The sequence below is a fragment of the Streptomyces sp. NPDC058295 genome (genome assembly GCF_042880655.1).
GTDB lineage: Bacteria > Actinomycetota > Actinomycetes > Streptomycetales > Streptomycetaceae > Streptomyces > Streptomyces coriariae.
This window is the reverse complement of sequence record NZ_JBHVYO010000002.1, coordinates 209022-222832: the sequence shown is the minus strand read 5'-3', so window position 1 is coordinate 222832 and position 13811 is coordinate 209022. Positions and strand designations below refer to the sequence as shown.

Below are 13811 nucleotides of genomic sequence, written 5' to 3'. Positions count from 1 at the left end.
GTCAACCGGCTATGCCCGTACGTTCCATTCGGCGATCACGGGCCGCCCGTGTTCCGTCGACAGACGGCTCATGGTGGCCGTGGCCAGCTGGAACAAACGTCCTTCGGCGGGCGGCAGTCCGAGCCGACGGGCCGTCAGCACCCGCAGGAAATGGGAGTGGGCGACGAGGACGACGTCGCCGTCGTCGCGGGCCAGCGCGGTGTCCACCCGGGCCAGCACCCGGTCGGCGCGCCGACCGATCTCCTCGGGCGACTCGCCGGGGCGGCCGTCCGGGCCGGGCGGCACGCCGTCGGTCCACAGGTCCCAGGTGGGGCGGGTGCGGTGTATCTCGTCGGTGGTGACGCCCTCGTAGCCGCCGTAGTCCCATTCGTGCAGGCCGGGTTCGGGCAGGGCGCCGGTGACGCCGGCGAGTTCGGCGGTGCGTATCGCGCGGTGCAGCGGGCTGGTCAGCGCGAGCGAGAGGGTCCGGCCGGAGAGCAGCGGAGCGAGCGCCTTGGCCTGTTCCTCACCGTGCTCGGTGAGGGGCAGGTCGGTGAAGCTGGTGTGCTGTCCCGACACGCTCCACTCCGTCTCCCCGTGGCGGACCAGCAGCAGATCCCCCACGGCCGGGCCTACTTCTTCGCCGACTCGACGGCGTGGCCGCCGAACTGGTTGCGCAGCGCCGCGATCATCTTCATCTGCGGCGAGTCCTCCTGGCGGGAGGCGAACCGCGCGAAGAGGGACGCCGTGATGGCGGGCAGCGGCACGGCGTTGTCGATGGCGGCCTCGACCGTCCAGCGGCCCTCGCCGGAGTCCTCCGCGTAGCCGCGCAGCTTGTCGAGGTGCACGTCCTCGTCCAGGGCGTTGACGGCCAGGTCGAGCAGCCAGGACCGGATGACCGTGCCCTCCTGCCAGGACCGGAAGACCTCGCGCACGTTCTCCACGGAGTCCACCTTCTCGAGGAGCTCCCAGCCCTCGGCGTACGCCTGCATCATGGCGTACTCGATGCCGTTGTGGACCATCTTCGAGAAGTGCCCGGCGCCCACCTTGCCCGCGTGGACATAGCCGTACGGGCCCTCCGGCTTGAGCGCGTCGAAGATCGGCTGCACCCTGGCGACGTGCTCGGCTTCGCCGCCGACCATCAGGGCGTAACCGTTCTGCAGGCCCCAGACGCCGCCGGACACCCCGGCGTCGACGAAGCCGATGCCCTTGGCGCCGAGCTCCTCGGCGTGCTTCTCGTCGTCCGTCCAGCGGGAGTTGCCGCCGTCGACGACCGTGTCGCCGGACTGGAGAAGGCCGCCGAGCTCGTCGATGACGGACTGGGTGGCCGCGCCGGCCGGGACCATCACCCAGACGGTGCGCGGCGCTTCGAGCTTGTCGACGAGTTCGGCGAGACCACTGACGTCGGAGACCTCGGGGTTGCGGTCGTAACCGATGACGGTGTGGCCGGCGCGGCGGATGCGCTCGCGCATGTTGCCGCCCATCTTGCCGAGACCGATCAGGCCCAGCTGCATCGATGTCATGTCAGTTCACTACTTCCTGAGTTCGCGGTAGGCGGCGACGAGAGCGGCGGTGGAGGGATCGAGGCCGGGGACCTCGGCGCCCTCGGTGAGGGCGGGTTCGACGCGCTTGGCCAGCACCTTGCCGAGCTCCACGCCCCACTGGTCGAAGGAGTCGATGTCCCACACGGCGCCCTGCACGAACACCTTGTGCTCATAGAGGGCGATGAGCTGACCGAGCACCGACGGGGTCAGCTCGGGGCTGAGGATCGTGGTGGTGGGGTGGTTGCCCTGGAAGGTGCGGTGCGGCACCTGCTCCTCCGGCACGCCCTCCGACCGGACCTCCTCGGCGGTCTTGCCGAAGGCGAGGGCCTGTCCCTGCGCGAACAGGTTGGCCATCAACAGGTCGTGCTGCGCCTTGAGTTCGTCGCTCAGCTCGTCGAGGGGACGGGCGAAGCCGATCAGGTCGGCCGGGATCAGCTTCGTGCCCTGGTGGATCAACTGGTAGTAGGCGTGCTGCCCGTTGGTGCCCGGAGTGCCCCACACGACCGGGCCGGTCTGCCACTGCACGGGCCGGCCCTCGCGGTCCACCGACTTGCCGTTGGACTCCATGTCGAGCTGCTGGAGGTAGGCGGTGAACTTCGAAAGGTAGTGGCTGTAGGGGAGCACGGCGTGCGACTGCGCGTCGAAGAAGTTGCCGTACCAGATGCCCAACAGGCCCAGGATCAGCGGGGCGTTGGACTCGGCGGGCGCGGTGCGGAAGTGGTCGTCGACGATCCTGAACCCGTCGAGCAGCTCGCGGAACCGCGCCGGGCCGATGGCGATCATCAGCGACAGGCCGATCGCCGAGTCGAAGGAGTAGCGACCGCCGACCCAGTCCCAGAACTCGAACATGTTGGCCGTGTCGATGCCGAAGTCGGCGACCTTCTCGGCGTTCGTGGACAGCGCGACGAAGTGCTTCGCGACCGCCTTCTCTCCCCCACTCTCGACTTCGCTCGAGCGGGAGGTGCCCCCACACGCCAGCCCCTCCAGGAGCCAGGTGCGGGCCGAGGTGGCGTTGGTGATCGTCTCGATCGTGGTGAAGGTCTTGGAGGCGACGATGAACAGCGTCTCGGCGGGATCCAGGCCGTGGAGCGCCTCGTGGAGATCGGCGCCGTCGACGTTGGAGACGAACCGGAAGGTCAGCGAGCGGTCCGTGTACGCCCGCAGTGCCTCGTACGCCATCGCGGGCCCCAGGTCGGAGCCGCCGATGCCGATGTTGACGACATTGCGGATCCGGCGGCCCGTGTGACCGGTCCACTCGCCCGAGCGCACGCGCTCGGCGAAGCCGCTCATCCTGCCGAGCACGGCGTGGACCTGGGGGACGACGTCCTCGCCGTCGACCTCGACGACGGTGCCCGTGGGGGCCCGCAGCGCGGTGTGCAGCACCGCGCGGTCCTCGGTGATGTTGATCCTGTCACCGCGGAACATGGCGTCGCGCAGCCCGAACACGTCGGTGGGGGCGGCGAGTTCGCGCAGCAGGGCGAGCGTCTCGTCGGTGACCAGGTTCTTGGAGAAGTCGATGCGCAGATCGCCGACGCGCACCACGTACCGCTCCGCGCGCTCCGGGTCCGTCGCGAACAGCTCCCGCAGGTCCGTCTGCCACCGGGCGCGGTGGTCCTTCAGCGCGGTCCACTCGGGCCGCTGGTCGAGCCGGGGGGTGTCAGACATGGGAGGGGGTCTCCTTGGTGCCCTCGCCGCGCAGGGCGACGGCGTACATCTCGTCCGCGTCGAGGCGCCTGAGCTCCTCGGCGATGAGTTCGGAGGTGGCGCGGACCTTCAGCGCCAGGGTGCGTGAGGGCTGGCCGGGCAGCGTGAGCGTGGCGAGCGGGCCCTCGGGGCGGTCGATGACGATCTCGCCCTTCTCGGTGCCGAGCCGGACGGCCGTGACGACCGGGCCCGCGGTGACGACCCGGTCGACCACGACGTTCAGCCGGGCCTCCAGCCAGCGCGCGAGGAGCTCGGCGCTGGGGTTGTCGGCCTCGCTCTCGACGGCCGCCGAGGTGATCGGCACCTGGGCCTGGTCCAGGGCCGCCGCGAGCATCGAGCGCCACGGGGTGAGCCGGGTCCAGGCGAGGTCGGTGTCGCCGGGCGCGTACGACTTCACGCGCGCCTCCAGGGCCGCCAGCGGCCGCTCGACGGCGTACATGTCGGTGATCCTGCGCTGCGCGAGGGCGCCCAGCGGGTCCTTGGCGGGGTTCACCGGCGCGTCCACCGGCCACCACACGACCACCGGCGCGTCCGGCAGCAGCAGCGGCAGGACGACGGAGTCGGCGTGGTCGGACACCTCGCCGTACGTCCGCAGGATGACCGTCTCGCCGGTGCCCGCGTCGGCGCCCACCCGTACCTCGGCGTCGAGGCGGGCGGTGGTGCGGTCGCGCGGGCTGCGGGCGTGCCGCTTGATGACGACCAGGGTGCGCGAGGGGTGCTCGTGCGAGGCCTCCTCGGCCGCCTTGATCGAGTCGTAGGCGTTCTCCTCGTCCGTGACGATGACCATCGTCAGGACCATGCCCACGGCCGGTGTGCCGATGGCGCGGCGACCCCGCACCAACGCCTTGTTGATCTTGCTTGCCGTGGTGTCGGTCAGGTCGATCTTCATGGCCTGCGCCAGCTCCGTCCGTCTCGTGCGAGCATCTCGTCGGCTTCCTCGGGTCCCCAGCTTCCCGAGGCGTACTGCGCGGGCTTGCCGTGCCGTGCCCAGTACTCCTCGATCGGGTCGAGGATCTTCCAGGACTCTTCCACTTCCTGGTGGCGCGGGAACAGGTTGGCATCGCCGAGCAGCACGTCCAGGATGAGCCGCTCGTACGCCTCCGGGCTGGACTCCGTGAAGGACTCGCCGTACGCGAAGTCCATCGTGACGTCCCGGATCTCCATCGAGGTGCCCGGCACCTTGGAGCCGAAGCGGACCGTGATGCCCTCGTCCGGCTGGACGCGGATGACGATCGCGTTCTGGCCGAGCTCCTCGGTCGCGGTGGAGTCGAAGGGGGAGTGGGGAGCGCGCTGGAAGACCACCGCGATCTCGGTGACCCGGCGGCCGAGGCGCTTGCCGGTGCGCAGGTAGAACGGCACGCCCGCCCAGCGGCGGTTGTCGACGTTCAGCTTCACGGCGGCGTACGTGTCCGTCGTGGAGGACGGGTCGATGCCGTCCTCCTCCAGGTAGCCGAGCACCTTCGCGCCGCCCTGCCAGGCGCCCGCGTACTGGCCCCGCACGGTGTGGCTGCCCAGCTCCTCGGGCAGCTTCACCGCCCTGAGCACCTTGAGCTTCTCGGTGAGCAGCGCGTTCGCGTCGAAGGCGGCGGGCTCCTCCATGGCCGTGAGGGCCATCAGCTGGAGCAGGTGGTTCTGGATGACGTCACGGGCGGCGCCGATGCCGTCGTAGTAGCCGGCCCGGCCGCCGATGCCGATGTCCTCGGCCATCGTGATCTGCACATGGTCGACGTACGACCGGTTCCAGATCGGCTCGAACATGGTGTTGGCGAAGCGCAGCGCCAGGATGTTCTGGACGGTCTCCTTGCCCAGGTAGTGGTCGATGCGGAAGACCTGGTCCGGCTCGAACACGTCGTGCACGACCGCGTTCAGTTCCTGTGCGCTGGCGAGGTCGTGCCCGAAGGGCTTCTCGATGACGGCCCGCCGCCAGGACCCCTCGGGCCCCTTCGCCAGCCCGTGCTTCTTGAGCTGCTCGACCACCTTGGGGAAGAACTTCGGCGGCACGGAGAGGTAGAAGGCGAAGTTGCCGCCCGTGCCGCGGGAGGAGTCCAGCTCCTCGACGGCGTCCCGCAGCTGCTTGAACGCCGTGTCGTCGTCGAAGTCGCCGGGGACGAACCGCATGCCCTCGGCGAGCTGCTGCCAGACCTCCTCGCGGAACGGCGTCCGGGAGTGCTCGCGCACCGCGTCATGGACGACCTGTGCGAAGTCCTGGTCCTCCCAGTCGCGGCGGGCGAAGCCGACGAGCGAGAAGCCCGGCGGGAGCAGACCGCGGTTGGCGAGGTCGTAGACCGCCGGCATCAGCTTCTTGCGGGACAGGTCGCCGGTGACGCCGAAGATGACGAGGCCGGAGGGGCCCGCGATACGGGGCAGGCGCCGGTCGCGAGGGTCCCGCAGGGGATTCTCCCAGGCCGCGCCGAGACTGCTGGTGCTCATTCCGCGTCAACTCCCTTGCTCATCAGCGACTTCGTGACCGCGTCCAGAAGGTCCTGCCACGCCACCGCGAACTTGGCGACACCCTCGTCCTCCAACCGGGTGACGACCTCGTCGTAGGAGATGCCGAGCGCCTCGACGGCGGCGAGGTCGGCACGCGCCCGGGCGTAGCCGCCGGTGACCGTGTCACCGGTGATGTCGCCGTGGTCGGCGGTGGCGTTCAGCGTGGCCTCGGGCATGGTGTTGACCGTGCCCGGTGCGACCAGATCGTCCACATACAGCGTGTCCTTGTATGCAGGATCCTTCACACCGGTGGATGCCCACAGTGGACGCTGCTTGTTCGCCCCGGCGCCGGTGAGTACGGTCCAGCGGTCGCCCGCGAAGACCTCCTCGTACGCGGCGTAGGCCAGCCGCGCGTTGGCGAGGGCCGCCCTTCCCTTCAGTGCGAGGGCCGCGTCGGTGCCGAGCACGGTCAGCCGCTTGTCGATCTCGGCGTCGACGCGGGAGACGAAGAAGGAGGCCACCGAGTGGATCGTGGACAGGTCCAGGCCCCTGGCGGCGGCCTTCTCCAGGCCGGCCAGATAGGCGTCGATGACCTCGCGGTAGCGCTCCAGCGAGAAGATCAGCGTGACGTTGACGCTGATGCCGAGGCCGATGACCTCGGTGATCGCCGGGAGCCCGGCCCGTGTCGCCGGGATCTTGATCATGACGTTGGGGCGGTCGACGAGCCAGGCGAGCTGCTTGGCCTCGGCGATGGTGGCGGCGGTGTGATGGGCCAGACGGGGGTCGACCTCGATGGAGACCCAACCGTCACGGCCGCCCGTCGCCGTGTATACAGAGTGCAGGATATCGGCTGCGGACCGCACGTCGGCCGTCGTCATCATCCGTACGGCCTCGTCGACCGTGACGCCCCGCACCGCCAGGTCGGCGAGCTGCTCCTCGTACCCTTCGCCGGAGCCGATCGCGGCCTGGAAGATGGACGGGTTGGTGGTGACGCCGACGACGTTCTTCGTCTCGACGAGTTCGGCGAGGTTGCCGGAGGCGATCCGCTTGCGCGACAGGTCGTCCAGCCAGATGGAGACGCCCTCGTTCGACAGGCGGTCCAGCGCTCCCGCGGTCGCGGTTGCTTCGGTCACTTCGATCATCTTCTTTCCGGCGGTCGGATCAACCACGCGCTGCGGCAAGGGATTCCCTCGCCGCGGCGGCGACGTTCTCGGCGGTGAAGCCGTAGGCGGCGAACAGGGTCTGTGCGTCGGCGGAGGCGCCGAAGTGTTCGAGGGAGACGATGCGTCCGGCGTCCCCCACGTACCGGTACCAGGTCAGGCCGATGCCCGCCTCGACCGCGACGCGGGCCCGCACCGACGGCGGCAGGACGCGCTCGCGGTACTCGCGCGGCTGCTCCTCGAACCACTCCACGGACGGCATCGACACCACCCGGACGCCGATGCCCTCGGCCTCCAGCGTCTCGCGCGCGGCGACGGCGAGCTGCACCTCGGAGCCGGTGGCGACGAGGACCACCTCGGGGGTCGCGGTCGAGGACTCCACCAGGACGTAACCGCCCTTCGCCGCGTCCGGGTTCGGCGCGTACGTCGGCACGCCCTGACGGGTGAGGGCCAGACCGTGCGGGGCCGGCCGGGTGGCGTGCCGCTTCAGGATCTCGGCCCAGGCGATCGCCGTCTCGTTGGCGTCGGCCGGGCGGACGACGTTCAGGCCCGGGATGGCGCGCAGCGAGGCCAGGTGCTCCACCGGCTGGTGGGTGGGGCCGTCCTCGCCGAGACCGACGGAGTCGTGCGTCCACACGTAGGTCACCGGCAGCTGCATCAGCGCCGACATCCGGACGGCGTTGCGCATGTAGTCGGAGAACACCAGGAAGGTGCCGCCGTAGATGCGGGTGTTGCCGTGCAGCGCGATGCCGTTCATCTCCGCGGCCATCGAGAACTCACGGATACCGAAGTGGACCGTGCGGCCGTACGGGCTCGCCTCGGGCAGCGGGTTGCCCTCGGGGAGGAAGGAGGAGGTCTTGTCGATGGTGGTGTTGTTGGAACCGGCCAGGTCGGCGGAGCCGCCCCACAGCTCGGGCAGGACCGCCCCGAGCGACTGGAGCACCTTGCCGGAGGCGGCGCGGGTGGCGACCGGCTTGCCGGGCTCGAACACCGGCAGCGCGTCCTCCCAGCCCTCGGGCAGCTGACCCGCGAGGACCCGGTCGAACAGCTGGGCACGCCCGGGGTCGGCGCCGCGCCACTTCTCCAGCTGCTTGTCCCAGGCCGCGTGGGCCTCGGCGCCCCGGTCGAGGGCGGCGCGGGTGTGCGCGAGGACATCGTCGGAGACCTCGAAGCTCTGCTCCGGGTCGAAGCCGAGGAGACGCTTGGTGGCGGCGATCTCCTCGGCGCCGAGGGCCGAGCCGTGGGAGGCCTCGGTGTTCCGGGCGTTCGGTGCGGGCCAGGCGATGATCGTGCGCAGCGAGATGATCGAGGGGCGCCCGGTCTCGGCCTGCGCCGTCTTCAGGGCCGCGTACAGGGCGGGGACGTCGACGTCGCCGTCCTCGGTCGGCTCGACGCGCTGGGTGTGCCAGCCGTAGGCCTCGTACCGCTTCAGCACGTCCTCGGAGAAGGCGGTGGCGGTGTCGCCCTCGATGGAGATGTGGTTGTCGTCGTAGACGAAGACGAGGTTGCCGAGCTTCTGGTGGCCGGCGAGCGAGGAGGCCTCGGCGGAGACGCCCTCCTCCAGGTCGCCGTCGGAGACGATGCCCCAGACGGTGTGGTCGAACGGCGACTCGCCCTGCGGCGCTTCGGGGTCGAACAGGCCGCGCTCGTAGCGGGCGGCCATCGCCATGCCGACGGCGTTGGCGACGCCCTGGCCGAGCGGTCCGGTGGTGGTCTCCACACCGGCGGTGTGCCCGTACTCGGGATGGCCGGGCGTCTTCGAGCCGTGCGTACGGAAGCGCTTGAGGTCCGCCAGCTCCAGCTCGTAGCCGGAGAGGAAGAGCTGGGTGTAGAGGGTCAGCGAGGTGTGGCCGGGGGACAGGACGAAGCGGTCACGGCCCGTCCACTCGGGGTCCGCGGGGTCGTGTCGCATCACCTTCTGAAAGATCGTGTACGCGACCGGCGCCAGGCTCATGGCCGTTCCCGGGTGCCCGTTGCCCACCTGCTGCACGGCATCCGCCGCCAGAAGGCGTGCGGTGTCGACGGCACGCCGGTCAAGTTCGGTCCACTCGAAGTTGTTCGGTGTCTGCGTGCTCATCTTCAAGAAATCCTCGATAGGAGCGGGTCATCTGCTCTGTTGTGTTCAAACCTAAAAGTCTGACTTTTACGAAGGAAGGTCTCCCTGTGTCAGCCTGTGGTGAAAGTGGGACACCCGTCGGCGACACATGAGCGCCACGGGTCGGCAACTGGGCGGCACGAGAAGGACATGGTGGACACAAGTACCCAAGACGGCGCCGGTGACGGCATCAGAACCTTTCCCTTTCCCGTCGAACTCAGCGTCGGCGGCGTCGGCATGCAGGTGGGCCCCATGGGCACCGGTCGCACCTGGCACACCGACGCGCCGCTGGACCGTGTGCACCGCATCGACTTCCACGTGGTGATGCTCTTCGACGACGGTCCGGTCCGCCACATGATCGACTTCGCCGAGCACGAGGCGACGGCCGGTGACGTGCTGTGGATCCGCCCGGGCCAGGTCCACCGCTTCTCGAAGTCGAGCGAGTACCGCGGAACGGTGCTGACCATGCAGCCCGGATTTCTGCCGCGTGCCACCGTCGAGGCCGCGGGGCTGTACCGCTACGACCTGCCGCCGCTGCTCCACCCGGACGCGCCGCAGCTCGCGGGCCTGCGCGCGGCGCTGACGTATCTGCGCGGGGAGTACGACGACGGCGGTGCCGACGGCACGCTGCCCCTGAGTCTGCACACGGCGGTGCTGCGGCACTCCCTCACCGCGTTCCTGCTGCGGCTGGCACACCTCGCGGCGAGCAGCGCGGAGGCGGCACGCGGCCGGGCCGACACCACGTTCACCCTCTTCCGGGACGCCGTGGAGCGGGACTTCGCCACCAACCACAGCGTCAGCGCCTACGCCGACGCGCTCGGTTACTCCCGCCGCACCCTCGTGCGCGCGGTCCGCGCCGCCACCGGCGAGACACCCAAGGGCTTCATCGACAAGCGGGTCGTCCTGGAGGCGAAGCGGCTCCTGGCCCACACGGACCTGCCGATCGGCCGGGTGGGGGCGGCGGTGGGCTTTCCCGACCCGGCGAACTTCTCCAAGTTCTTCCAACTGCACACGGGAAACACCCCGGTGGCCTTTCGCGCGGAACTGCGCTGAGGCGACCGGGGTGTGGTGCGGCCGTGGGTCAGTGGCCGAAGGTCAGCCAGTTGACGTTCACGAAGTCCGCCGGCTGGCCGCTGGTGAAGGTCAGGTAGACGTCGTGGGTACCGGTGACGGAGCTGATGTTCGCCGGGATCGTCCGCCACGACTGCCAGCCGCCGGTGTTGGCCACCGCGAAGCTGCCGACGGGCGTGGCGGTACGGCTGTCGAGGCGTACCTCGACCAGTCCGCTGACCCCGCCGGCCGCACCGCTGGCGACCCGCGCGCTGAACTGGGTCGCCGCCGAGGAACCGAAGGTGACGCCCTTGTAGAGCGCGTAGTCGCCGTTCGCGAGGGAGCCGATGTCCTGGCCGCCGCCCGTGTCGGTGGTCGTCTCCGTGACCGTGCCGGAGTGGCTGTCGTACGACTCGGCCTGGATCGTGCCGTAGGCGTCGCGGCTGCCGGTCGGCGGGGGCGTGGTACCGCTCCCACCGCCCGCGGCCTGAAGCACCTGCACATAGTCCACCACCATCGGGTGGCCCGGCTGGGTGTCGCCGTCCAGACCGCCGCCGAAGGCGTCCGGGAAGCCGCCGCCCATCGCGACGTTCAGGATCACGAAGTAGCCGTGGTTCGTGGCGTTGGTCCACGTCGTCGCGTCGACCTGGTTCGCCGTGACGGTGTGGTAGTTGACGCCGTCGACGTAGAACCGGATCGCCTCGGGGCTCACCGAGCGGTCCCACTCCATGCTGTAGGTGTGGAAGCCGGACTGGCAGGTGGTGTTCGGACACGCGATGGAGTTGCCGATGCCGGTGGTCTCGTTGCACGGCCCGCCCGGGTTGGTGCCGCAGTGCATCGTCGACCAGACCTTGTTCAGGCCCTGGACGTTCTCCATGATGTCCAGCTCGCCGACGCCCGGCCAGTTCTGGTAGTTGCCGCGGTAGGGCGCGCCGAGCGCCCAGAAGGCGGGCCAGTAGCCCTCGGCGGCGGTGCCGGTGACGTTCGGCATCTGGATGCGGGCCTCCACCCGCAGTTTGCCGCCGGACGGGGGCTGGAAGTCGGTGCGGTTGGTCTCGATGCGGCCCGAGGTCCAGCGGCCCGCGGAGTCGCGCAGCGGGGTGACGCGCAGGTTGCCGTTGCCGTCGAGCGAGACGTTGGCGGTGCTGTTTGTCATCGTCTCGACCTCGCCGGTGCCCCAGTTGGCAGGCCCGCCCGGATACGAGGTTCCGGTGCTGTACTGCCAGTTGGAGGTGTTCACCCCGGTGCCCGCGGCGCCGGTGAAGTCGTCGAGGAAGACCTGCGTCCAGCCGGACGGGGGCGTGGGCGCGGAGGCGTTCGCGGGCAGGGTGACGGCCGCCGCGGCGGCGGCCGCCAGACCGAGGGTGCTGAGCACGGCGACGAGTGCGCGTCGCCGTCTGGGTATGCCGGAGGTTGCACTCATGGGGGGTGCCTCTCGGGTACGGAGTGATGGGCGCGGGTGACTTCGAGAGCGTTTGAGAGCGCTCTCAAAGTGGGCCCAATGTGCTCTCCGTCCTGGAGACCGTCAAGACTTAAAGCAAGGAAAGTCCTTTCGTGGCACGGAAGTTCACGGGTTGAACCACGCATACGTGCTAAAGCGCGCTGCCCGCCGTCCAGTCCGCCCAGGAGAGGTTCCAGCCGTTGAGTCCGTTGGCCGCGCCGACGGTCTTCTCGCCCGAGTTCTTGACGACCACCACGTCGCCGATCATCGAACTCGCGTAGAACTCGTAGCCCGCGACGGAGCTGTCGTTCGCGCCCTTGGCGTCGTGCAGGCCGACGCAGCCGTGGCTGGTGTTCCGGCTGCCGAATATCGAGGTCGACGCCCAGTAGTTGCCGTGGATGAAGGTGCCGGAGGTGGTCAGTCGCTGGGCGTGCGGGACGTCGGAGATGTCGTACTCGTCGCCGAGGCCGACCGTGGAGGACTCCATCCGGGTCTGCTTGAAGCGCTCGCTGATCACCATGATCCCGGACCAGGTCGTGTGGTCGGAGTCGCCGCCGGAGACGGGGTAGGTGGCCAGGGTCGCCCCGTCCCGCTCGACCGTCATCTTCTTGCGGGCCAGGTCCACGGTGCTGATCTGTGCGCGGCCGATGTGGAACGTGACGTCCTTCGACTGCATACCGTATACACCATTCGATCCTTCGACGTCCTTCAACCGCAGACCGAGGGTGATCGTCGTCCCGGCCGCCCAGTACGTCTTCGGGCGGAAGTCCAGCCGGGTGGCGCTGAACCAGTGCCCGACGATCTCCACGGCCGGCTCGGCGGTCACCGTGATCGCCTTCTCCACGGCGGCCTTGTCGGACACGGCGTGCGAGAAGTTGATCGAGACCGGCATGCCCACGCCGGAGGTGGAGTTCGCCTCGGGAGTGAAGTAGCCGACGAAGGTCTCGCCCGGGGACCTGGTGGTGAAGGTGGCGGTCTGCGCGGCGGCGCCCTCCGCCTGCGCCGTGACGGTGTACTTCGTCCCGGAGTACGGGTGGGCCGTGGACGTCCACGTGGTCCCGGCCTCGTCGAGGGAGCCCGCGAGCGTCGAGCCGTCGTTGCCCGCCACCGTCACGGAGGCGAGCGTGCCGTCGGTCACGGTGACCTCGACGGGGCTGGTGAAGGCCGCCTTCTTGGTGCCGTCGGCGGGGGTGACCGAGATCACCGGCTGCTTGACCGCCGGCGAGGCCTTCGTGGACGCGGAACCCGAGGTCCCGGCCCCGGTCGTGTTCTCCGAGGCGTCCGCCGATCCGGAGCTGCATCCGGTCAGCGCGACGGCCGGGACCGCCCCGAGCACGCCCAGGATCCCGCGCCGGGACCAGCCCTCCGGCTGCTGTTCGGACCGGTTCGATATGTGCGAGACGCCCACGGCACGCCTTCCTGAGTTGTCCACCTTTGCGCGTGCATCCTGCGCCTCATAGATGGGGCGATCCTTTGAATCCCCGGGTCGCAACCTGAGATTCCTGTGAGGACGGCGAGGACGGCCTGAGAGACGCCGGCGCCCGCCGGGGTGACACCCCGGGGACTCGTCCGGCAACGACCCTGCGGCGACTCATCGGATCGCCGGGGGGAGGGGGAGGCGCGAGGGCTCGCTCGTGCGGGGGGCGGGTCTGCGCGGCTCGCCGTCGTGGGGGAGGGGGCAACCGCCCGCGTCCAGGGCCGGCTCCCGTGTCCAGGGCTGGCTCCCGGGTCGGTGCCTGGCGCCCGCGTCCATGGCCGGCCCTGTGTCTATGCCGACCGCCGCGTCCACGCTCGGCCCGCGTCCAGGCCAGGCCCGCGTCCGCGTCTTGCCCTCGTCCGTGCCTGGCGTCGGCTCCCGGCGGTGGCCCCCGTCCCGGCCCGTGGTGCCCTACGCGAGCGGGTAGTCGTAGCGGATGAACCCGTTGAAGGCCGCCACCTTGTCGTACAGGGCGCGGGCCGTGGTGTTGTCCTCCTGAGTGGACCAGTAGAGCCGGGCGGCGCCCCGCTCCCGCGCCGCCTCGGCCACGCGCTCGATCAGCGCCCGTGCCGCCCCCCTGCCACGCACGGCCTCGTCGACGTAGAGATCCTGGAGATAGCAGCTGTCCGCCGACCAGGCCGTGGCGTGGAACAGGTAGTGGGCGATGCCCACCAGCCTTCCCTCCGCCCGGGCGCCGAGAGCGTGCACCTCGCTGCCGTCTTGAAGGCGTCGCCACATCTCCTCGTAGCCGTCGGCGGGCACCTCGGTGCGGTAGAACGCCTTGTAACCGCGCGCCAGCACTTCCCAGGCGGCGCGGTCCGCCGGGCCCAGGGGGCCGATCTCCGTCGTCCCTGTCGCCTTCTTCGTCTCCGTCATGGTGGGGCATTCTCGCCGGGGACCCCCCCCGGGTCGCCAACCGGGTTTCGTGGGC

The 13811-nt window shown here is 70.1% G+C and carries 11 protein-coding genes; 1 reads left to right on the top strand and 10 read right to left on the bottom strand.

The window, feature by feature from the left end:
• Positions 1 to 9: 9 nt before the first annotated feature.
• From ACFVYS_RS03355 to tkt, 7 genes are read right to left on the bottom strand one after another with little or no spacing between them, the layout of a single operon-like run.
• The gene (locus ACFVYS_RS03355) at positions 10 to 603 is read right to left on the bottom strand and encodes a histidine phosphatase family protein (protein ID WP_389498376.1); all 594 of its coding nucleotides are present in this window, start codon (positions 601 to 603) and stop codon (positions 10 to 12) included.
• An 8-nt stretch (positions 604 to 611) separates the two neighbouring features.
• Complete coding sequence (gene gnd / locus ACFVYS_RS03350; RefSeq protein WP_389498620.1) at positions 612 to 1493, bottom strand: phosphogluconate dehydrogenase (NAD(+)-dependent, decarboxylating); 882 nt, start codon at positions 1491 to 1493, stop codon at positions 612 to 614.
• Positions 1494 to 1511: 18 nt separating this feature from the next.
• Complete coding sequence (gene pgi / locus ACFVYS_RS03345) at positions 1512 to 3188, bottom strand: glucose-6-phosphate isomerase (protein WP_389498374.1); 1677 nt, start codon at positions 3186 to 3188, stop codon at positions 1512 to 1514.
• Positions 3181 to 4116: a glucose-6-phosphate dehydrogenase assembly protein OpcA gene (gene opcA, locus ACFVYS_RS03340; RefSeq protein ID WP_385553296.1), complete on the bottom strand. Its 936-nt coding sequence runs from the start codon at positions 4114 to 4116 to the stop codon at positions 3181 to 3183. Before opcA ends, pgi begins: the two co-directional genes overlap by 8 nt.
• On the bottom strand, positions 4113 to 5657 hold the full coding sequence (gene zwf / locus ACFVYS_RS03335; protein WP_389498372.1) for a glucose-6-phosphate dehydrogenase: 1545 nt from the start codon (positions 5655 to 5657) through the stop codon (positions 4113 to 4115). Before zwf ends, opcA begins: the two co-directional genes overlap by 4 nt.
• A complete protein-coding gene (tal, locus tag ACFVYS_RS03330; protein ID WP_389498370.1) occupies positions 5654 to 6799 on the bottom strand; it encodes a transaldolase in 1146 nt (381 codons plus the stop codon). The genes zwf and tal overlap by 4 nt, the downstream gene beginning before the upstream one ends.
• Positions 6800 to 6818: 19 nt before the next feature.
• Positions 6819 to 8894: a transketolase gene (tkt, locus tag ACFVYS_RS03325; RefSeq protein WP_389498368.1), complete on the bottom strand. Its 2076-nt coding sequence runs from the start codon at positions 8892 to 8894 to the stop codon at positions 6819 to 6821.
• 168 nt (positions 8895 to 9062) lie between these two features.
• On the opposite strand from tkt, the gene ACFVYS_RS03320 reads away from it, so the two are divergent.
• Positions 9063 to 9965: a helix-turn-helix domain-containing protein gene (locus ACFVYS_RS03320; protein WP_389498366.1), complete on the top strand. Its 903-nt coding sequence runs from the start codon at positions 9063 to 9065 to the stop codon at positions 9963 to 9965.
• Between the two features lie 28 nt (positions 9966 to 9993).
• Here ACFVYS_RS03320 and ACFVYS_RS03315 read toward each other — a convergent pair whose 3' ends face one another.
• From ACFVYS_RS03315 to ACFVYS_RS03305, 3 genes are all read right to left on the bottom strand, one after another.
• A complete protein-coding gene (locus ACFVYS_RS03315; RefSeq protein ID WP_389498364.1) occupies positions 9994 to 11385 on the bottom strand; it encodes a glycoside hydrolase family 16 protein in 1392 nt (463 codons plus the stop codon).
• 169 nt (positions 11386 to 11554) lie between these two features.
• Positions 11555 to 12811 (bottom strand): Ig-like domain-containing protein, encoded by a 1257-nt coding sequence (locus ACFVYS_RS03310; RefSeq protein WP_389498362.1) that lies wholly within the window; start codon positions 12809 to 12811, stop codon positions 11555 to 11557.
• Positions 12812 to 13291: 480 nt separating this feature from the next.
• Positions 13292 to 13756, bottom strand: coding sequence for a GNAT family N-acetyltransferase (locus ACFVYS_RS03305; protein WP_389498360.1), 465 nt, complete (start codon positions 13754 to 13756; stop codon positions 13292 to 13294).
• Between the last annotated feature and the right edge of the window lie 55 nt (positions 13757 to 13811).